16 protein-coding genes are annotated in these 19,421 nt (G+C 63.2%); 10 read left to right on the top strand and 6 right to left on the bottom strand.

The genetic code is table 11. The annotated features are described in order from the left end of the window. Positions 1 to 22: 22 nt before the first annotated feature. The 5 genes from JF545_RS05055 to glcD all read right to left on the bottom strand — a co-directional run bounded on the left by JF545_RS05055 (position 23) and on the right by glcD (position 5,697). Positions 23 to 919 carry a DMT family transporter gene (locus JF545_RS05055; RefSeq protein WP_206939900.1) on the bottom strand — a complete coding sequence of 299 codons (897 nt, stop codon included), beginning with the start codon at positions 917 to 919 and terminating at the stop codon, positions 23 to 25. 92 nt (positions 920 to 1,011) lie between these two features. Then, entirely contained in the window at positions 1,012 to 1,413 is a 402-nt protein-coding gene (locus JF545_RS05050; protein WP_206939898.1) for a heme-binding protein, read from the bottom strand. Positions 1,414 to 1,469: 56 nt separating this feature from the next. Next, positions 1,470 to 2,717 carry a glycolate oxidase subunit GlcF gene (gene glcF / locus JF545_RS05045; RefSeq protein WP_206939896.1) on the bottom strand — a complete coding sequence of 416 codons (1,248 nt, stop codon included), beginning with the start codon at positions 2,715 to 2,717 and terminating at the stop codon, positions 1,470 to 1,472. Between the two features lie 98 nt (positions 2,718 to 2,815). Then, on the bottom strand, positions 2,816 to 3,901 hold the full coding sequence (gene glcE, locus JF545_RS05040) for a glycolate oxidase subunit GlcE (protein ID WP_206939894.1): 1,086 nt from the start codon (positions 3,899 to 3,901) through the stop codon (positions 2,816 to 2,818). 296 nt (positions 3,902 to 4,197) lie between these two features. Beyond that, positions 4,198 to 5,697, bottom strand: coding sequence for a glycolate oxidase subunit GlcD (glcD, locus tag JF545_RS05035; protein ID WP_206939892.1), 1,500 nt, complete (start codon positions 5,695 to 5,697; stop codon positions 4,198 to 4,200). Positions 5,698 to 5,909: 212 nt separating this feature from the next. Between glcD and glcC the strand changes: the two genes are divergently transcribed. After that, entirely contained in the window at positions 5,910 to 6,683 is a 774-nt protein-coding gene (gene glcC / locus JF545_RS05030; protein WP_206939891.1) for a transcriptional regulator GlcC, read from the top strand. Between the two features lie 339 nt (positions 6,684 to 7,022). Here the strand turns inward: glcC and JF545_RS05025 are convergent, their stop codons facing one another. After that, the gene (locus JF545_RS05025; RefSeq protein WP_206939889.1) at positions 7,023 to 7,682 is read right to left on the bottom strand and encodes a GntR family transcriptional regulator; all 660 of its coding nucleotides are present in this window, start codon (positions 7,680 to 7,682) and stop codon (positions 7,023 to 7,025) included. Between the two features lie 193 nt (positions 7,683 to 7,875). Between JF545_RS05025 and JF545_RS05020 the strand changes: the two genes are divergently transcribed. The 9 genes from JF545_RS05020 to ltaE all read left to right on the top strand — a co-directional run bounded on the left by JF545_RS05020 (position 7,876) and on the right by ltaE (position 19,414). Continuing rightward, positions 7,876 to 8,352 carry a GlcG/HbpS family heme-binding protein gene (locus tag JF545_RS05020; protein ID WP_206939887.1) on the top strand — a complete coding sequence of 159 codons (477 nt, stop codon included), beginning with the start codon at positions 7,876 to 7,878 and terminating at the stop codon, positions 8,350 to 8,352. A gap of 527 nt (positions 8,353 to 8,879) precedes the next feature. Further along, entirely contained in the window at positions 8,880 to 9,854 is a 975-nt protein-coding gene (locus JF545_RS05015; RefSeq protein WP_206939885.1) for a TRAP transporter substrate-binding protein, read from the top strand. 63 nt (positions 9,855 to 9,917) lie between these two features. Beyond that, positions 9,918 to 10,499 (top strand): TRAP transporter small permease, encoded by a 582-nt coding sequence (locus tag JF545_RS05010; protein ID WP_206939883.1) that lies wholly within the window; start codon positions 9,918 to 9,920, stop codon positions 10,497 to 10,499. After that, a complete protein-coding gene (locus tag JF545_RS05005) occupies positions 10,496 to 11,782 on the top strand; it encodes a TRAP transporter large permease (RefSeq protein WP_206939881.1) in 1,287 nt (428 codons plus the stop codon). Before JF545_RS05010 ends, JF545_RS05005 begins: the two co-directional genes overlap by 4 nt. Positions 11,783 to 11,810: 28 nt before the next feature. Continuing rightward, positions 11,811 to 12,605, top strand: a complete 795-nt coding sequence (locus JF545_RS05000) for an enoyl-CoA hydratase/isomerase family protein (protein ID WP_206939879.1) — start codon at positions 11,811 to 11,813, stop codon at positions 12,603 to 12,605. A gap of 24 nt (positions 12,606 to 12,629) precedes the next feature. Then, positions 12,630 to 13,817: a CaiB/BaiF CoA transferase family protein gene (locus JF545_RS04995; RefSeq protein WP_206939877.1), complete on the top strand. Its 1,188-nt coding sequence runs from the start codon at positions 12,630 to 12,632 to the stop codon at positions 13,815 to 13,817. A gap of 178 nt (positions 13,818 to 13,995) precedes the next feature. Further along, positions 13,996 to 15,219, top strand: a complete 1,224-nt coding sequence (locus JF545_RS04990) for a pyridoxal-phosphate-dependent aminotransferase family protein (protein WP_206939875.1) — start codon at positions 13,996 to 13,998, stop codon at positions 15,217 to 15,219. A gap of 64 nt (positions 15,220 to 15,283) precedes the next feature. Continuing rightward, the gene (locus tag JF545_RS04985) at positions 15,284 to 18,298 is read left to right on the top strand and encodes an FAD-binding and (Fe-S)-binding domain-containing protein (RefSeq protein ID WP_206939873.1); all 3,015 of its coding nucleotides are present in this window, start codon (positions 15,284 to 15,286) and stop codon (positions 18,296 to 18,298) included. 87 nt (positions 18,299 to 18,385) lie between these two features. Beyond that, on the top strand, positions 18,386 to 19,414 hold the full coding sequence (gene ltaE, locus JF545_RS04980) for a low-specificity L-threonine aldolase (RefSeq protein ID WP_206939871.1): 1,029 nt from the start codon (positions 18,386 to 18,388) through the stop codon (positions 19,412 to 19,414). Positions 19,415 to 19,421 lie beyond the last annotated feature (7 nt).

Below are 19,421 nucleotides of genomic sequence, written 5' to 3'. Positions count from 1 at the left end.
GCGACAACGGCAGGTATGTCCCCTAGGTAACAGGGGATTTTAGGCCGATGGGGCGACGCAAGGTCTGCGCCAGGAGAACCCCGGAAAGCACTAGCGCGCCACCGCTAAGGTGGTGCCACGAAAGAGTTTCACTAAGGAAGGACATGGCGATAAGGGCGCTGAATAGCGGCATCAGGTTGATGAATATGCTGGCTCTGCTGGCGCCAATTTGTCGAATGGCCAGCATCCACAGGTAGGTGGTGACGATGGACGCAGGGATGCCTGCGTACAGGATCAGTCCTATATTTTTTGAATCAATGGGGGTCATGGGTCCCATCAGATAAAAAGGCAACAGCGCGATCACCGCGAACAGCGCCTGGCCGTAGAGCATGACCCAGGGGGAGATGGGGAGCGGCCAACGCTTGAGCATGACGCCATACAGCGCGTAGCAGATGGCGGCCACCACCATCAGGGCATCGCCTGGGGCGACCTCCAGCGCTGCCAGGGTAGCGAGTCGGCCTTGGCTCAAGAGCCAGAGCACCCCGATCAATGCCAGCAGGCCACCGATGCATCCACCCCAGGTCGGCGCCTCTCGCAGCACCAGCGCACTGAGCAGAATGGTCAGCAGCGGCACCATGGCGGCTAGAATGCCCATGTTGGTGGCACTGGTGGTGGCCGCTGCCACGTAGGCAAGGCCCTGCCAGAGTGCCATGCCAAGCAGACCGAGCAGCGCGAGCCTTGGCCAATGCTGGATGACCTGCCGTCGCTCTGACCACAATCGTGGCCAGACAAAGGGAGTCATCACGAGTACGGCCAGCACCCAGCGTAGAAAGGCGATGCTGCTGGGAGAGATGGTGCCTACAGTCAGCTGGTTGATGGTCATGTTGCCGGACCAGATCAGCACGGCACCCAGCGGCGCGAGAAAGGGCAGAAGTGGCATGGGACCTTCCGTGTCAGCACTTCGGTGAGTCACAAGCACCACCGCCGCCAGAAGCGGCGGCGGTGGTGGATCCAGCTGTCGGCGACGGCGTGTTACGCGATGGCAGCGGCGCCAGCCTTGGCCACCTGGATGTCCTGATCGGGCTTGACCCCGGAGATGCCCACGGCGCCTGCCACCTGGCCATCGATCATGACGGGGACACCGCCTGACATCAGGCCCTGCATGGGCGCCGACAGGAAGGCATTGCGGCCACCGTTGATCATGTCCTCGAAAATCTGGGTGTCCTTGCGGCCGATGGCGGCGGAGCGTGCCTTGGCCATGGCAACGTCAGCGCTGAAGGGCGCTGCGCCATCGAGGCGGCGCAGACCCAGCGGATAACCGCCGTCGTCGCTGACCACAATGGTGACGGCGAAGCCGTTGGCGTCGGCTTCCTGTTGCGCGGCATCAAGAATGGCATTGACCTGAGACTGGTCGAGGTAAGGCTTGGTCGGCATGGTGGCTCCTGTTGTTACAGTTAGTTCAAAATGTGGAAAATATTTTCGTTTTCAGTCTAGGCGCTCTGGGACTGTCTGACCAGCGCCTCGTCGACGATCTCGATCCAGTGGCGCACTGGGGTGCGGTTGGTGGAGGCAAGATGGGTCTGGCACCCAATGTTCGCCGTGACGACCACATCCGGCTTGCCTTCCTCCAGCGCGTCCATCTTGTTGTCGCGCAACTGGAGCGACAGTTCGGGCTGGGTGATCGAGTAGGTCCCGGCGGAGCCGCAGCAAAGGTGCCCATCTCGCACCGGTGTCAGGGTGAAGCCCATCCTGGTCAGTACCGTTTCCACCGCGCCGTTGAGCTTCTGGGCATGCTGCAGGGTGCAGGGGCAATGGAAGGCCAGGCGCTGGTCGGCGCGCACGTCGAGAGTGGTCAGGTCTTCCTGTCCCAGCACCTCGACCAGGTCCTTGGCGGCCTCGCTGACCCGACGTGCCTTCTCGGCATAGTCAGGGTCGTCGGCGAGCACTTCGACATATTCCTTGACGAAGGCGCCGCAGCCGCTGGCGGTCTGGATGATGGCCTCGCAACCGGCGTCAAGGTGAGGCAGCCAGGCGTCGATATTGCGTCTGGCTCGCTCGCGTCCGGCTTCCTGGGCGTTCAGGTGAAAGTCGATGGCGCCGCAGCAGCCTGCCTCCGGTGCCGGGGTCAGCGCGATGCCTAGCCGGTCCAGCACGCGGGAAGTAGCGGCATTGGTGTTGGGCGACAGGCCCGGCTGAACGCAGCCTTCCAGGATCAGCATCTGCCGCTCATGTCGCCGGGTGGGGCGGATGCCTGCATCGACCGGACGAGGCGGCATCTTGCTCTTGAGCGCGCCCGGGACCAGTGGCTTGAAGGTCTGGCCGAGCGACAGCAGCGCCTTGAAGCGAGCAGGCTCGACCAATGCCTTGCGCAGACCGAAGCGCAACGCCTTGTCGGCGGTGGAGCGCGGCACCCGGCGTTCGATCTCGGCGCGGCCGATATCCAGAAGCTTGTGGTACTCGACGCCTGACGGACAGGTCGTCTCGCAGTTGCGGCAGGTCAGGCAACGGTCCAGGTGAAGCCGCGTCTCTTCGGTGATGCGCTGGTCGTCAGCTGGGCTCTCGAGCATCTCCTTCATCAGGTAGATACGCCCGCGAGGGCCATCGCGCTCATCGCCGAGCAATTGGTAGGTGGGGCAGGTCGCGTTGCAGAAGCCGCAGTGTACGCAGCTTCTCAGTACCCTGTCCGCCTCACGCAGGTGAGGCTTCTCGAGATCTTGTTCGGTGAAATGCGTCTGCATGTTGTTATCCGCTAGTCGTGGTCAAGGCTTGCAGCGTCACTGCAGTCTTGCGATGAAACAGGTCGCCTGTGGCAATCGCTTGGCGCGCCAGGGGCGCATTACCAGTCCGGATACAGCCGACGCGGATTGAAGATGGCGTCGGGGTCGAGTTGGCGCTTTACCTGCTCGTGGTACTTGGCGACCACTGGGGAGAGCGGGGTAAAGGGCTCGGCAGCGCCCGGTGTGAAACAGCTGGCATGCCCTCCAGCGCGCTGGACAACGGCGCGTAGTTCATGGGCATCGACCGCGCCTTTCAGCCAGCGTTGGTTGCCGCCCCAGTCGAGCAGCAGGGTATCCGGGGCAACCCCGTCGAGCTTGAGCATGGCGCTGTTGGTCGGCAGACTGATCCGCCATAGCGGCGCGTCCGAGGCCGCAAAAAAGGGCAGTGACAGCTCCTTGAGTTCGCTCCAGAAGCCTGGCTCCAGCGTGTCGCCACCGATCATGCTGGCGGTCGCCTTCACCGAACTCTCACCGCCCTCCAGGCGCACGTGCAGGGCGCCAGCGTGCCAGGCGGCTGCACTCAGCGGCAGTGGCTTGCGGCCCCACTCTGCCAGGCGCTGCAGCGCATCTTGCTGGCTCATCTCTAGACGCAGGCTGGCGCTGGCGGTGGCCTTCGGCAGCACCTTGAGCGTCACTTCGGTAATCAGCCCCAACGTGCCCTGGGCGCCGACCATCAGGCGTGACAGGTCGTAGCCGGCCACGTTCTTCATGACTTCACCGCCGAAGCGCTGCTCACGCCCCTGGTGGTCGAGCACCCGCAGTCCCAGCACAAAATCGCGCACCGAGCCTGCCCAGGGACGGCGTGGGCCGGACAGCCCGGTGGCGATGGTGCCACCCACGGTGGCGTTGCTGCCGAAGTGAGGTGGCTCGAAGGGCAGCATCTGGCCCTGGTCGGCAAGTGCATCTTCCAGTTCGGCGATCGGGGTGCCGGCGCGCACCGAGACAATCAGTTCGACCGGATCGTAGCTGGTGATGCCACGGTGTTCGCGGGTGGATACCGGCGTACCTTCCACGGGGCGGCCATAGAAGGACTTGGTGCCGCCACCTTCGATACGGATGGGATGAGCGCTGCTGGCCGCTGCAACGGCCTCAGACAGGGCGGGAAGGCTGTCGGCAGCAGAACAAAAAACATCGTTGTTGGACATGCGGGTACCTGCATTCCGGCAAAAGAGAAACAAACATCCGTGCAGTCGCGCTATACGGCGATGACCGGTTCACGAGAACCGAGGCAGCTCTGGATGCGGTAGCTCGTTGTTGTGCACGTGCATCGCTCTGAACCTTGATCGGGCACAGCGGGCCAGCGCCGTGACGGTCGCCTAGCTGTCATGGCTAGAACCTGGGCAGCTCTGGATGCGGTAGCTCGTTGTTGTGCACGTGCATCGCTCTGAACCTTGATCGGGCACAGCGGGCCAGCGCCGTGACGGTCGTGTAGCTGTCATGGCTAGAACCTGGGCAGCTCTGGATGCGGTAGCTCGTTGTTGTGCACGTGCATCGCTCCGAACTCGGCACAACGCGCCAGCGTCGGGATGTTCTTGCCAGGGTTGAGCAGACCGTCGGGGTCGAAGGCTGCCTTGACCGCATGGAAGGTAGAGATTTCCAGGCTGTCGAACTGGGCGCACATCTGGTTGATCTTCTCGCGGCCTACCCCATGCTCGCCGGTGATCGATCCGCCCGCTTCCACGCACAGCTCAAGAATCTTGCCGCCCAGTGCCTCGGCGGTGGCCAGCTCTCCTTCACGATTGGCGTCGAACAGAATCAGCGGATGCATATTGCCGTCGCCGGCATGAAACACGTTGGCCACCTTCAGGCCATATTGCTGCGACAGGTCGCTGATGCCCATGAGCACTCGCGGAAGCTCACGCCTGGGGATGGTGCCATCCATGCAGTAGTAGTCCGGCGACATGCGCCCGACGGCGGGAAACGCGTTCTTGCGACCTGCCCAGAACTTGGCTCGCTCGGTTTCGTCGCGGGCCAGCTGGACATCACTGGCACCCGCCTTGGCGAGAACACCGCGCACGGTCTCGATATCGTCGTCGACGTCGGCCTCGACGCCGTCGAGCTCGCATAGCAGGATCGCCTCGGCATCCACCGGGTAGCCGGCTCGGATGAAGTCCTCGGCGGCGCGTATGGCCAGGTTGTCCATCATCTCTAGGCCGCCAGGAATGATGCCGGCAGCGATGATATCGCCCACGGCGGCACCCGCCTTTTCGACGTCGTCGAAACTCGCCATCAGCACCTTGGCGGTTTCGGGTTTTGGCAGCAGCTTGACCGTGATTTCGGTGACCACTCCGAGCATGCCCTCGGAGCCCATCATCAGCGCCAGCAGGTCGAAGCCTGGGCTGTCGAGCGCCTCGGAACCGATCGTCATGCGCTCGCCTTCGATGGTCATCACCTCCAGCTTCAGCACATTATGTACCGTGAGGCCGTACTTGAGGCAGTGCACACCGCCCGCGTTCTCGGCGACATTGCCGCCAATGGAGCAGGCAATCTGGGAGGAGGGGTCCGGCGCGTAGTAAAGCCCAAAGGGCGAGGCCGCTTCCGAGATGGCCAGGTTGCGCACCCCCGGTTGCACACGCGCGACGCGAGCGTCGGCATCGATGTCGAGGATGCGGTTGAAGCGTGACATGACCAGCAGCACCCCTTGCTCCAGCGGCAGGGCGCCGCCGGACAGGCCTGTGCCTGCTCCCCGGGTCACCACCGGTACGCCGAGCGCGCGGCATTGCTTGAGCAGGGCCTCGACCTGGTCCAGGCGCTCGGGCAGGGCCACCAGCATGGGCAGGACGCGGTAGGCCGAAAGGCCGTCACATTCGAAGGGGCGCAGGTCTTCCTCACGGTGCAACAGGGTAAGATCAGGGGCAACGCGAGAAAGCTCCGCCAGGACTTCCTGCCTGTCGCGGCGCGGCAGGGCGCCGTCCAGGCGTTCGTCGTAGAGGATGTTCATGATGCTTGTTCGCCTCAGCTAGCACGGTCGTGCGTACTTGATGGTTATTGTCTGCACTACAATCTGCGTGCTATCGGTCCTGCTGTCCACCAGTTGGTTTGCTGGTCTGACCAGTTGTTGTAGCGCTGGCGCTTCTCTTCCGTCCATGATCAGATCGGCAAACGACTGACCGGCGGACGACACATGGGACAGAGGTGAGGGGCTACGCGGATATGTGGGACCGGGACGAGCGACTCGCACCGAGCAACACCTCGGCGGCGATCGCCGCAAAACTTGAGACGCTGATTCTGGATGGTGTCTTTCGGCCAGGGCAGTTGTTGCCCTCTGAACGCCGCCTGTGCGAGCGGCTGGGGGTTGGGCGCTCGTCGTTGCGCGAGGCGCTGGGCACGCTGCGCAGCAAGGGCGTGATCGTGACCCGGCAGGGAAGGGGATCCGAGGTCGCCCCGCTGGTGGAAGCCCCCCACGCCAGCCCCTTGATGCACCTGTTTCGCGAGCACCCCAGAACCCTGTATGACCTGCTTGAAGTGCGCGCCTTGCTGGAAGGGGAGTCGGCCAGTCTGGCCGCCAGTCGCGGGACCGCCTCGGACAGGGTGTTGATCACCCGGCGCTACCGGGAGATGGCGGACTACGTGAGTGGGACCCAGGACATTGAAGTCGAGCGTCTGGCGCGTCTCGATCACGCCTTCCATCTGGCGATCTGTCAGGCGTCGCACAACCCAGTGCTGGCGCACACGCTGCAAAGCCTGACCGACCTGCTGCTGAGTTCAGTGTTTGCCTCGGTGAAGCACCTCTATCATCGGCCGGATGCACGAGACATGATCAATCGCCAGCATGCCCGTCTGCACCGGGCGGTGGTGGAAGGCAAGCCGCAGCTAGCGCGCCGAGTGGCGCTGGAGCATCTGTCTACCATCGGTGACATGCTGCGGGAGATCGAGGCAGAGGATCAGCGCCTGGAGCGCTCGGCCATGCGGCTGGAAGAGTGGTAAGGGAAACACTGCATAAACTACTGCGCTCGACATCTCGGCTGCTGGCGGTGCTCAAGATCCTCATTTAACCGCATGCAAAGGAAACACTGCATAAATGCCTACGCCGCCGATTCGCTGCGTTACGCGCTGCTCGAACTCCTCACCTATACCCCATAGGCTCCGGGTTCTGCGCTGCGGGCGCCTGGCGCCTCATGCCGCTCGGCTGATTTATTCAGCGCTTCCTAAACTCCGGTCTTTGCGCTCCGGCAGCTACCGACCTGTCATCGCTCGAAACATTTATTCAGCGTTTCCTAAGTGCCGAGACGACGGCAGACACCCTTCCACGCCGTCCCGGAACCCCTATTCTTCGTCGATGATGCCGCTGACGGTTGCCACTTCCAGCTTGTGGCCCAGGTGGGCCCTGAGGATGTCGCCCAGGCGCTTGCCATCCCGTGCATCGATGGCTTCCAGCATGGCCTCGTGGTCGGCGACCGCCTTGGCCCAGTTGGCTTGTCCCATTTCGACACTATAACGAATGCGTTTTACCCGCTGGCTCAAGTTGTTGTACATCTCGATAAGCACATCATTGTTCGATGCGGCCAGGATGCGCTCATGAATCTGCTGGTTGACCTCGAAGTAGGGGGCTAGCTCCCCGTTGCGGTAGTGATTCAACATGCGTTGATGCAGCGCGCGAATCTGCTCGACATCCTCATCACTGAGATGTTGGCAGGCCAGTTCGCCGGACAGTCCTTCAAGGGCACCCATAACGTCGTAGGTGTTCTTGACCCCCTGGCGAGTCAGCCTGACGACTCGTGAACCGCGATTGGGCAGGTTCTCGACCAACCCCTCCGACGTCAACACCTTGAGCGCTTCGCGCAGCGGGGTGCGTGATACGCCAAAACTCTCGCACAGCTCCTTTTCGGCAATCTTCTCGCCGGGAAGCAGACTGCCTTGCTCGATCAGATCGCGTACCCGGTCGGCGACTTCCAGGTAGAGGCTGCGCGGCTGAATCTTTTCCATGTCTCGAGTCCCTGGATCAAAAGGTCGGTGAAGGGTGTCAGCAGGCGATAGCCGGTGGCGTGTGCTGGATGTCATGCAGGATACCGCAGTTGACGGCCACCGTTTTCGGTATTATGAATTCATTATTCAAATAAAGCGAGTGCGACAGGTGCTGGCAGAGGTTCCATACAAAACATGATGTGATGGAGGGGTGATGGCTGGGAACGTATTTCTTGCACAGGTTCAGATTCCGCGGCAGTTGGCGCGAGGCATTCTGGATGCAGCATTCGAACATGCGCGACAACAGCGAATGCCTCCGCTGACGGCGGTGGTGCTGGATGGCGGCGGCCAGCTGGTGGTCGGTGAGCGTGAAGACGGCTGTAGTCCGCTACGCTGGGCGGTGGCCAATGGCAAGGCCTATGCCGCCCTCGGGGTCGGCGTAGCCAGCGGTGTCACCGGAGAGCGTAACGCTCAACGGCCTGCCTTTCTGGCGTCCGTGGCGGATGCGGCACAGGGACGCTTCGTGCCCGTCGCCGGCGGCGTATTGATACTCGATGAAGAGCAGCGCATTGTCGGTGCCGTGGGCGTCAGCGGTGCATCGTCCGCTGAGGATCAGGCGGCGGCGATAGCGGGGATTTGCGCGCAAGGCTGGCAGGCAGGCCTGCAACCAGGAGACGACTCGGCGTCCTGAGCGGGCTCGTCCCGGACGACCTGTCACAGTGGAATCACGGTGAAAGAGCCGCCTTTTGTGGAAGAAGTGCGCCCCTTTCCCGTGTTCCCGTCGATTCTTGGGTTCATCTTCCTTTTCTCTCTGTATCTGCCTTTTTCCTGTTCCCCACTCTGCTTTTTGCTTCCCGCCTTATCCGCTTGTCTTTTTATCCGCTTGTCTTTTTCTCCGCTTGTTTTGCCGGCCTCTTCGGCATCTTCCGCTTGGCGGCCAGCGCCATGGCATCCTTGGTCTAGCCCTGTCAATCTTTAAGTAATTGATATTTATTCTATTTTTTTCGATAAAGCCGAGTTAGGCAAAGACAAAAGTATAATACCTAATTTTGAATTATGTATCCATTCTTCCAGTGGTCCATCGAGAGTTTGCCCCGACGACGCCGGTTGAAGCAGGCGTGACAGGAGCACGCCAGCTCCCGATGCGCCATCCTCCAGGGCGTTATCCCGCGCCCTCCGCCAGACCATGCAGGACAACAACAATTCGGAGTGAGGGTTATGAAACTGCTGAAGACCGTACTGGCCGCTTCCGTGCTGGCGCTAGGCGTCGGCACCGCTCAGGCCGACGAAGTGCAGATCAAGTTTGGCCATGTGGGTGGGCCAGGTTCGCTGTTCGAGAAGACCGCCAACGAATTTGCCCGCCTGGCCAACGAGCGGCTGGAAGGCGAGGCCGAGGTGGTCACCTACGGCTCCAGCCAGCTGGGTTCCGACGAGCAGATGCTCAACAAGTTGAAGCTCGGCACCATCGATCTGTCGCTGCCGTCCTCGATCATGAGCAGCGTGGCGCCGGAATTCTCGCTGTTCGAGATGCCCTACCTGATCGAGGATCGGGAGCACCTCGCCCGCGTCCGCGACGAGGTGCTGCGCGATGTGCTCTACCCCGTGGCCGAAGACAAGCGCTACCGCATCATCGGCATCTGGGAGAACGGCTTCCGTCAGATCACCAACAACGTCCGCCCAATCGTGGTCCCCGAGGATCTCGATGGCATCAAGCTGCGTACCCCCAACGGTGTGTGGCGGGTCGAGATGTTCAAGAGCTACGGCGCATCGCCGGCGCCCATGGCGCTGTCCGAGGCCTTCGTTGCGCTGCAGACCGGCGCCATGGACGGTCAGGAAAACCCGCTGGTACAGATCTATTCCCAGCGCTTCCAGGAGGTCCAGGACTACCTGTCGCTGTCCAACCACGTCTACTCGCCGGCCTATGTGCTGGCCGGTGCCAGCTGGACCCGCCTGCCCGAGCATGTCCGTGAAGTACTGATCGAGACCGCCGAAGAGGTCGAGGCCTTCGCACTGGAGCAGGGCGCCGCGCTGGACGAAAGCCTGGTCAGCACCATGGAAGAAGAAGGGATGGAGGTGAACGAGGTCGACACCGACGCCTTCGTCGAGGGCTCTCGCGGTATCTACGAGAAGTTCGCCGCCGAGGTGGAAGGGGGTGAGGAACTGTTGTCGCGGGTGGAAGCACTGCGCGAATAACGCCTGTCCACTGCGGCCTTGCCACCCTTGGTGAGGCCGCATCCACCTTCGGAGGGATGCTCTGTGCTTACCACCATTTCCGCGGCCTACCAGAAGCTTCTGGAGGTCATCGTCTTTCTCAATGTGCTGGCGCTGACCCTGGTGGTGACCATCGGGTTCGCGTCACGTCTGTTGGGCTCTCCTTTCAGCTGGTACGACGAGGTCGCCTCCATCGGACTGGCCTGGCTGACCTACTACGGCGCCGCCCTGGCCGCCCTCAAGGGCGCCCACATCGCCTGTCCCAGTGTGATCAACATGGTCTCGCCATCCATTCGCCTGCCTATCGCGCTGCTCGCCGAGGCGATCACCATTGGCTTCTTCGTGCTGCTCGGCGTCACCGGTTTTCAGGTGGTACAGATCCTCGAGGGGTCCACGCTGGTGAGCCTGCCCAGCATCTCGGTGCAGTTTACCCAGTCGGTGATCCCGATCGGAGCCGCCATGTTCATTCTCGCCCAGCTGCTCAGGCTCCCCGACGTTATCCGGGCGGCCAAGGGAGCCGGCTTCGTCGATCACGAACTCGAAGAGGCCGGTGTGCTGGCCGATGACGTGCGCAGCGATGACCCGCCCGCCATGCCTGAAGGTCAGATGCCGAGGAGAACCCCATGATCATCGCGTCCATGTTCTTCGGCCTGATCGGGCTGATACTGATCAACGTGCCGGTGGCCATCGCCCTCGGTCTTGTCGGCGCCCTGGCCACCGTGGCCAGCTACGGCACCCTGGCCTTGCCCAACGTCGGCATGGTGATGTTCGACGGTGCCACCAAGTTCCCGCTGATCGCGATTCCGCTGTTCATCCTGGCCGGCGCCATCATGAACGCCTCGAGCATCTCGCGCCGTCTGATCGATCTGGCGTCTGCCATGGTCGGCTTTATCAAGGGCGGTCTCGCCATGGTGACCATCGGCGCCTCGATCTTCTTTGCCGAGATCTCGGGCTCTGCCGTCGCCGGTGTCTCGGCGATCGGCTCGATCCTGATTCCGGCCATGCGCAAGAAGGGCTACTCCAAGGAGTTCGCCGCGGCCATCTCGTCCTCGGCGGCGAGTCTGGCGATCATCCTGCCGCCCTCGATCCCGATGATTCTCTACGCGGTCATGTCCGGCGAGTCGGTGGTCAAGATGTTTGTCGCCGGTATCTTCCCGGGCCTGCTAGGCGCCCTGGGTCTGGCGGCCATGTGCTACTACCTGGCGCGTCGTCACAACCTGCCGGCGGAGCAGAACTTCCAGGCATCGCGGCTGTGGAAGGCCTTCAAGGGCGCCATCTGGGCGCTGCTGATTCCGGTGATCATCCTCGGCGGCATCTTCGGCGGTATCGTCACCGCGACAGAAGGCGCCGCGCTGGCGGTGGTGGTGGCGATCTTCATCAGTGCGGTGATCTATCGCGAGTTCAGCCTCAAGATCTTCTACAAAGCCTGTCTCGACGCCGGTGTCCAGACGGCGGTGGTGATGCTGCTGGTGGCATCCTCGGCGGTGGTCGGTCTGTATCTCACCGAGACCCAGATTCCTCAGCAGCTGGCCAACTCTATCGCCGAGATGACCGACAACAAGTACGTGGTACTGGCGCTTCTGAACGTCATCTTCCTGGTGCTGGGCATCTTCCTGCACTCGGCGGCGGCGATCATCCTGGTGGTGCCCATCGTGCTGCCGCTGGTCACCGCGGTGGGCATCGACCCGCTGCACTTCGGCCTGATCGTGACGCTGAACCTGGCCATCGGCCAGCAGACGCCTCCGGTAGCCAGCGTGCTGATCGCTTCCTGCTCCATCGCCAAGGCCGACATCTGGGCCACCACCCGCACCAACCTGTGGTTCCTGGCGGTGCTGTTCGTGATCCTGCTGATCAACACCTACGTGCCCGCCGTGGCCCTGGCGCTGGTCAACCTGATCTACGGCGTGTGATCGCGACCACCTAAAGGAGAACAATGACATGAGCGACAACGATCAAGGCCAGGTGCACTACCACAGTGAAGACGGCGTCGCCTGGCTGACCTTCGATCGCACCGCCAGTCGCAACGCCATGACCTGGCAGATGTACGACCAGCTCGAGGCTCACTGCGAGACCATCGAGAACGATCCAGAGCTGGTCGCGGTGGTGATGCGCGGCGCCGGCGGCGAAGCCTTTGTCGCCGGCACCGATATCAAGCAGTTCGCCACCTTCGACAAGGGTGAGGATGCCATCGCCTACGAGCGTCGCATCGACCGAGTGGTCGGGCGGGTGGAGAACCTGCCGCTGCCGACGCTGGCGCTGCTGGAAGGCTTCTGTGTCGGTGGTGGCGCCGCCATCGCCCTGGCCTGTGATTTCCGCCTGGCCACGCCAACGCTCAAGTTCGGCATTCCCATCGCCAGGACCCTGGGCAACTGCCTGTCGATCACCAACGTCTCGCGGCTGGTCGAGCACGCTGGTATCGCCCGGGCCAAGCAGGTCCTGATGGCGGGTGAGCTGGTACGCGCCGAGGAGGCCCTGGCCCTGGGACTGGTAGGCGAGGTCGTCGACGCCGAGGCCATCGAGGCGACGGTGGTCGAGCGCGCGCAGGCGTTCAAGGAGCGCGCTCCCTTGACCGTGCGGGCGGCCAAGGAGGTGATCCAGCGGGTGATCGAGGCGCGCCGCCCGGCCTTCGACGCCAGCGACGACTGGATTGCTACCTGCTACACCAGCCGCGACTTCAAGGCCGCGGTCGACAAGTTCGTCAACAAGACACCCTTCCGCTGGCAGGGTCACTAAGGCCCTGAGGCAAGGAGACTCACAATGCTGCCACTCGATGGGATCAAGGTACTCGACGTCTCGCAGATCATGGCCGGCCCCTACTGCACCATGGTGCTGGGTGACATGGGCGCCGAGGTGATCAAGGTCGAGAAGGCCAACGGCGGCGACGACAGCCGCCAGATGGGCCCCTACGTCGAGGACGAATCGACCTGTTTCGCCCAGATCAACCGTAACAAGAAGAGCATTTCGCTCAACCTGAAAGAAGAAAAGGGCCGCGAGGTGTTCTATCGCCTCGCCAAGGAAGCCGACGTGGTGGTCGAGAACTACCGACCCGGCGTCACCCAGTCCCTGAAGATCGACTACGACAGCCTCAAGGCGATCAACCCGGGACTGATCTATTGCTCGATCTCGGGCTATGGCCAGACCGGCCCGTCGCGTCACAAGGGCGGCTTCGACCTGGTGGCCCAGGGCATGAGCGGGCTGATGTCGATGACCGGGGAACCAGGTCGACGTCCGCTCAAGACCGGGGTCGCCGTCTACGATATCGGCGCCGGGTTGACCGCCATCTACTCGATCCTGGCGGCCTACATCCACCGTCAGCGCAGTGGTGAAGGCCAGCACCTGGATATCGCCATTGCCGAGTGTGGCCTGCCCTGGTTCACCTGGGAGGCGGGCGCCTACTTCTCCGAGGGCCGAGTGCCGCAGGCAACCGGCTGGCGACACCGGGTGTCGGCGCCTTATCAAGCTATGCGCGTTCGCGATGGTTACATGATGCTCGGCTGCGCCAACCAGCGGACTTGGGAGCGTTTCTGCGAAGACGTCATCGAGCGCCCCGAGCTGATGGTCGACGAGCGCTTCGCGACCAACCTCGATCGCGGCGCCAACGTCGAGACACTGGAAGCCATCCTCGAGGACATTCTCGGGCAACAGGATCGCGCCTACTGGCTCGAACGCTGTGACGCCGCCGGGGTGCCGGCCGGGCCGATCAACGACTTCGACCAGGCCATGCACGACGAACACTACCTGGCCCGCGAGATGGTGCTGGAAGTCGATCATCCCACCATGGGGCGAATGAAGACCCTGGGCTTTCCCAGCAAGTTCTCGGCGACCCCGTTGGCGATTCGCCAGCCGGCGCCGCTGTTTGCCCAGCACACCGATGAGGTGCTGGGGGAGATCGGGCTGGCAGCAGACGAGATCGACGCGCTGCGCCAGCAAGGCGCCGTGCGCTGACACCGACACCTCCGCGATCGGCCGCTAGTGTCTGGCATGTCGCCGAATCGGTGGGGCGGTGTCGCCATAAAAATTGCATTCATTATTACAAGTTATTCCAAGAGGGGCGCGCTTGCTCTTGGTGCCCTCACAGCTATCCAGGTGTCGCCCAGTGCGACGCCTGGCCAGGAGGCCTTACATGCTGAATCTCGACTATCATCCCAGCGGACGTCACTTCCTCCAGATTCCCGGTCCTTCGCCGGTACCGGATCGCATCCTGCGTGCCATGAGCCTGCCGACCATCGACCATCGTGGTCCCGAATTTGGTGCGCTGGGGCGCGAATTGCTGGGCAAGGTCGGCAAGATCTTCAAGACCGATGGCCCGGTAGTGATCTACCCGGCGTCAGGCACCGGGGCCTGGGAGGCGGCTCTGGCCAACACGCTGTCTCCAGGAGACCCGGTGCTGATGTTCGAGACCGGGCACTTTGCCTCGCTGTGGCAGCGCCTGGCGCGTCGCCTGGGGCTGGAGCCTGAGTTTATCGGGATGCCTGGCGCTGAAGGCTGGCGCCATGGTGTCGATGCCAACATGATCGAGGCACGCCTCAAAGATGACACCGAGCACCGGCTCAAGGCGGTCTGTGTGGTACACAACGAGACCTCTACCGGTGTGACCAGTGATATCGCCGCGGTGCGCCGGGCGATCGATGCCGCCGGCCACCCGGCGCTATTGCTGGTCGATACCATCTCGGGGCTTGCCAGCGCCGACTATCGCCACGATGAGTGGGGGGTCGACGTCACGATCTCCGGCTCCCAGAAGGGACTGATGCTGCCGCCGGGCATCAGCTTCAACGCCATCTCCGACAAGGCCCTGGCCGCCAGTCGCGAATCGCGGCTGCCCAAGAGCTTCTGGGCCTGGGACGAGATCCTTGAAGCCAACCAGGGCGGCTACTGGCCCTATACCCCCAATACCAATCTGCTCTACGGCCTCAACGAGGCCATCGACATGCTGCTGGACGAGGGGCTGGATAACGTTCTGGCCCGCCATCAACGCTGGGCGGCGGGGGTGCGTGCGGCGGTGAACGCCTGGGGACTCGAGATTCAGTGCCAGGACCCCAAGGTCTACTCGCCGGTGCTGACCGGCGTGGTGATGCCGGAGGGCGTCGACGCCGATGCCGTGCGCAAGCTGATCTACGAGCGCTTCGATCTGTCGCTCGGCACCGGGCTTGGCAAGGCCAAGGGACGCATGTTCCGAATCGGCCATCTGGGTGACTGCAATGACCTGACGCTGATGGCGACCCTGGCCGGCTGCGAGATGGGGCTGAAGCTCTCCGGGGTGAGCCTCGCCGGCAGCGGCGTCGAGGCCGCCATGGCGTACTTCTCCGAGAACCCGGCGCCACACGTGGCCCGCCTGGCTCGCGATTGAGCCACCATCCGCCCGCCGGCGGCGTTGACGCCGGCGGTCCAGCCAGGTTGCTGAGGAGAGGGTAATGAATTCGTTGACGTCTACTGTCACGCCCCGAAACGCTCGCATCCAGCCTCTGCCGAGCTTTGCCAAGCGCCTTGCGCGTGAGTTGAAGGGGGAGGTGCTGTTCGACGCCGCCAGTCGCGGTCGTTATTCCACCGACGCCTCGATCTATCAGATCACCCCGGTGGGGGTGGTGATCCCGCGCCATCAGGATGATCTCGCGCTGACCCTCGACATTGCGCGGGATGAGGGGATTCCGGTGCTAGCCCGGGGCGGGGGGACCAGTCAGTGTGGCCAGACCGTGGGCGAGGCCCTGGTGGTCGACGTCAGCCGTCACCTCAACGGTGTGGTGTCCTTCGACAAGGAGGCCCGCACCGTCGTGGTGGAGCCGGGAATGGTGCTTGATCATCTCAACGCCTGGCTCAAGCCCCATGGCCTGTGGTTTCCGGTGGATGTCTCCACCAGCGCCCAGTGCACCCTGGGCGGCATGGCGGGCAACAACTCCTGCGGCTCGCGCTCGATTCATTACGGCAACATGGTGCACAACGTCCAGGCGATGGATGTGCTGCTGGCCGATGGCGAAGAAGCGCACTTCGGGCGAGTTGACGAGCTTGTCGCCGGCTCTCGGGCGGCGATGCTGGCAGAGCGCGTCGAGATGATTGCGCGGCGTGAGCGTGAGCGTATTCGCGAGCATTTCCCCAAGGTGCTCAGGCGGGTGGCGGGCTACAACCTGGACCTGTTCGACTGCCAGAACCCGCTGCCGTACGAGGCCGATGGACACGCCAATCTGGCGCACCTGCTGGTGGGCTCCGAGGGCACCCTGGGGGTGACGCGACGGCTGACCCTGAAGCTGTCACCATTGCCCCAGCACAAGGTGCTGGGCGTGGTGAACTTCCCCACCTTCTATCAGGCCATGGACCTGACCCAGCACATCGTGACCCTGTCACCGACGGCGGTGGAGCTGGTGGACCACACCATGATCTCGCTGTCGCTGGAAAACCCGGCATTTCGCCCTGTCATTGAAAAAGCCCTGATCGGCAAGCCAGAAGCCGTGTTGCTGGTGGAGTTCGCCGGTGAGGACCGGGAGCAGCTGCTGAAGAACCTGGCCCGGCTAAATGAGCTGATGGCCGACCTGGGTCTGCCGGACTGTGTGGTCGACATGCCGGAGCCCAGCGCCCAGAAGGCACTGTGGGACGTGCGCAAGGCTGGGCTGAACATCATGATGAGCATGAAGGGCGACGGCAAGCCGGTGTCCTTTATCGAAGATTGTGCGGTGCCACTTGAGCATCTAGCGGAGTACACCGACAAGCTCACCGAGGTCTTCCATCGCCATGGCACCGAGGGCACCTGGTATGCCCACGCCAGTGTCGGTGCGCTGCATGTCCGTCCCATTCTCGACATGCGTCGTGACGGAGCTGAGAAGATGCGGGCCATCGCCGAGGAGGCATCGGCCCTGGTCAAGGCCTACAAGGGCGCCTACTCCGGGGAACACGGCGACGGCATCTGTCGCGGCGAATGGGTGGCCTGGCAGTTTGGCGAGACACTCAACGACGCCTTTCGTGAGGTCAAGGGACTGTTCGATCCGTCGAACCTGCTTAACCCCGGCAAGATCGTCGATACCCCGAAGATGGACGACTCTCGTCTGTTCCGGTTTCCCCCGGACTACCAGCGCATCGAGGTGACGCCGGTACTCGACTGGTCTCCGTGGAACGTTGAACGGGACCCCATGAACGGCGAGCAGACGGCACCCGGCACTGGAAGCGACCGCACGGGAGGGCTCGCCAGTGCGGTAGAGATGTGCAACAACAACGGCCATTGCCGCAAGTTTGACGCTGGCACCATGTGTCCCAGCTATCGCATCACTCGAGATGAAAAACACCTGACCCGCGGGCGTGCCAATACCCTGCGCCTGGTGCTGTCCGGCCAGCTCGGTCGCGACGGCCTGGCCAGCGATGAGGTCAAGGAAGCGCTCGACCTGTGTGTCTCGTGCAAGGGCTGCAAGCGCGACTGTCCTACCGGTGTCGACATGGCCAGGATCAAGATAGAGGCACGTGCCGCCCGGGTGGCGCAGCACGGGATCGGCCTACGCGAGCGGTTGATCGGTGACCTGCCCAGACGAGCGCCCATGCTGAAGCGCCTGGCTCCACTGGTGGCCGCCATCGAGCAGGTGTCGTGGGTTGCCAACCCGCTCAAGCGTGCTCTTGGCCTGGCGCAGGAGCGTGCCCTGCCCAGAGTGACGTCGGACTACCTGGACGACATGGTCGGACACACGGCGGACATGGCGGCGGGTGAGGGTGCCACGAGCGGCGAAGTGGTGCTGTTTGTGGATACCTTCAACAACTACATGGAAGCCGACAATGCGGTGGCGGCTCATCGGGTGCTGCAAGCAGCGGGCTACCAGGTGACGCTGGCCAGGGGGCCTGATCGCCGACCGCTGTGCTGTGGTCGAACCTATCTCGCCAGCGGCCAGGTAGATCGCGCCAAGCAGGAAGCCAGGCGAACCTTGGAGGCGCTGGCGCCTTACGTCGAACGAGGCGTCGCCATCGTCGGGCTCGAACCATCGTGTCTGCTCACGCTGCGGGACGAGTTCCTGGGATTTGGCTTTGGTGAGGCGGCCAAGTGTCTGGCAGCCTCCAGCTATCTATTCGAGGAGTTTCTGGTGCGGGAGCAGGATGCCGGGCGCCTGAATCTGGCACTGGGGCCGTTGGCCACGCCGCGTGCGCTGCTGCATGGGCACTGTCATCAGAAGGCCTTTGGCGCGCTGACGCCGGTGCAGACGGTGCTGTCATGGATTCCCGGCCTTGAGGTCAACACCATCCAGTCATCGTGCTGTGGCATGGCCGGTAGCTTTGGCTACGAACGCGAGCATTTCGACGCCTCCATGCAGATGGCGGAGCTATCGCTGCTGCCCGCCGTGCGAGAGGACGAGGAGGCGTTGATCGTGGCTGACGGTACCAGCTGTCGCCACCAGATTCGCGATGGCGCCGCACGGGAGGCTCGCCACGTGGCCGTCGTCCTGGCCGAGGCACTGAGATGAAGCAGCGCGTGGCGGTGATGACAGTGCTCACAGTGCAGCCGGGCTGGCATACTCGAGCATACGAGCAGCCAATGCGGGGATAACGCCATGATCGATCTACGTAGTGATACTGTGACGCAGCCCACCGATGCCATGCGCGATGCCATGGCGATTGCGCCGGTGGGTGATGATGTGTGGGGGGATGACCCTAGCGTCACTGCCTTCGAGTCGGAGGTGGCCGATCGCGCCGGCTTTGCGGCTGCGGCGTTCTTCCCCTCTGGCACCCAGAGCAACCTCACCGCGATGTTGGTGCACTGCGGGCGAGGAGACGAAGTCATTGCCGGGCAGGCGTCGCACATTTACCGCGATGAGGGGGGCGGTGCCGCCGTCCTGGGAGGCATTCAGCCGCAGCCGCTGGCCCAGCAGCCTGATGGGCGTATCGCCCTGGATGACATTGCTGCGGCGATCAAGGGCGATGATATCCACCACGCGCGCACGCGCTTGATTGCCCTGGAAAATACCTTTCAAGGCCGAGTCTTGCCCCAGGACTATGTGGCGGCCGTCACCGGGCTTGCGGCGGACAGAGGTCTCGCATGTCACCTCGATGGTGCTCGGCTGTTCAATGCCAGCGTTGCCACCGGGAAGTCGTTGGCGGAGCTGTGTTCAGGTTTTGACTCGGTATCGCTGTGCTTCTCGAAGGGCCTTGGCGCTCCGGTAGGGTCACTGCTGCTGGGAGGTGAGCGCTTCATTGACTCGGCTCGGCGTTGGCGCAAGACGCTTGGCGGCGGCATGCGCCAGTCGGGCCTGCTCGCCGCCGCCTGTCGCCATGCCCTGCATCACCATGTGGAGCGGCTGGCTGACGACCATCGCCACGCGCGCCAACTGGCGGAGTGGCTGGCGGCGGTCCCCGGTATCGGCGTTTTCGGACAAGCGACCAACATGGTGTTCATGGATGTGCCGGCCCCCCATTGCGCGGCGCTGGAAGGATATCTGGCCGAGCGAGGCATTCTTGTCGCCGTCAGGCCCCGCACGCGTCTGGTCACGCACCTCGGGATCTCTGAGTCGGACGTGCGCCGTGTGGCGACAGAAATCTCCGGCTACTTTGCCTCCCTCGCCCAGGAGTCGACAACGGAGTAGGCAGAGT

The organism is Halomonas litopenaei (genome assembly GCF_017303055.1).
GTDB classification, from domain to species: Bacteria; Pseudomonadota; Gammaproteobacteria; order Pseudomonadales; family Halomonadaceae; genus Halomonas; species Halomonas litopenaei_A.
Note: the sequence above shows the minus strand (reverse complement) of the source record. Positions and strands in the feature narration are given on the sequence as shown.

Bases quoted from the DNA above. Each gene is read 5' to 3' on its own strand.
- JF545_RS05055 (WP_206939900.1), bottom strand. From the start codon at position 919: ATGCCACTTCTGCCCTTTCTCGCGCCGCTGGGTGCCGTGCTGATCTGG.
- JF545_RS05050 (WP_206939898.1), bottom strand. From the start codon at position 1,413: ATGCCGACCAAGCCTTACCTCGACCAGTCTCAGGTCAATGCCATTCTT.
- glcF (WP_206939896.1), bottom strand. From the start codon at position 2,717: ATGCAGACGCATTTCACCGAACAAGATCTCGAGAAGCCTCACCTGCGT.
- glcE (WP_206939894.1), bottom strand. From the start codon at position 3,901: ATGTCCAACAACGATGTTTTTTGTTCTGCTGCCGACAGCCTTCCCGCC.
- glcD (WP_206939892.1), bottom strand. From the start codon at position 5,697: ATGAACATCCTCTACGACGAACGCCTGGACGGCGCCCTGCCGCGCCGC.
- glcC (WP_206939891.1), top strand. From the start codon at position 5,910: ATGTGGGACCGGGACGAGCGACTCGCACCGAGCAACACCTCGGCGGCG.
- JF545_RS05025 (WP_206939889.1), bottom strand. From the start codon at position 7,682: ATGGAAAAGATTCAGCCGCGCAGCCTCTACCTGGAAGTCGCCGACCGG.
- JF545_RS05020 (WP_206939887.1), top strand. From the start codon at position 7,876: ATGGCTGGGAACGTATTTCTTGCACAGGTTCAGATTCCGCGGCAGTTG.
- JF545_RS05015 (WP_206939885.1), top strand. From the start codon at position 8,880: ATGAAACTGCTGAAGACCGTACTGGCCGCTTCCGTGCTGGCGCTAGGC.
- JF545_RS05005 (WP_206939881.1), top strand. From the start codon at position 10,496: ATGATCATCGCGTCCATGTTCTTCGGCCTGATCGGGCTGATACTGATC.
- JF545_RS05000 (WP_206939879.1), top strand. From the start codon at position 11,811: ATGAGCGACAACGATCAAGGCCAGGTGCACTACCACAGTGAAGACGGC.
- JF545_RS04995 (WP_206939877.1), top strand. From the start codon at position 12,630: ATGCTGCCACTCGATGGGATCAAGGTACTCGACGTCTCGCAGATCATG.
- JF545_RS04990 (WP_206939875.1), top strand. From the start codon at position 13,996: ATGCTGAATCTCGACTATCATCCCAGCGGACGTCACTTCCTCCAGATT.
- JF545_RS04985 (WP_206939873.1), top strand. From the start codon at position 15,284: ATGAATTCGTTGACGTCTACTGTCACGCCCCGAAACGCTCGCATCCAG.
- ltaE (WP_206939871.1), top strand. From the start codon at position 18,386: ATGATCGATCTACGTAGTGATACTGTGACGCAGCCCACCGATGCCATG.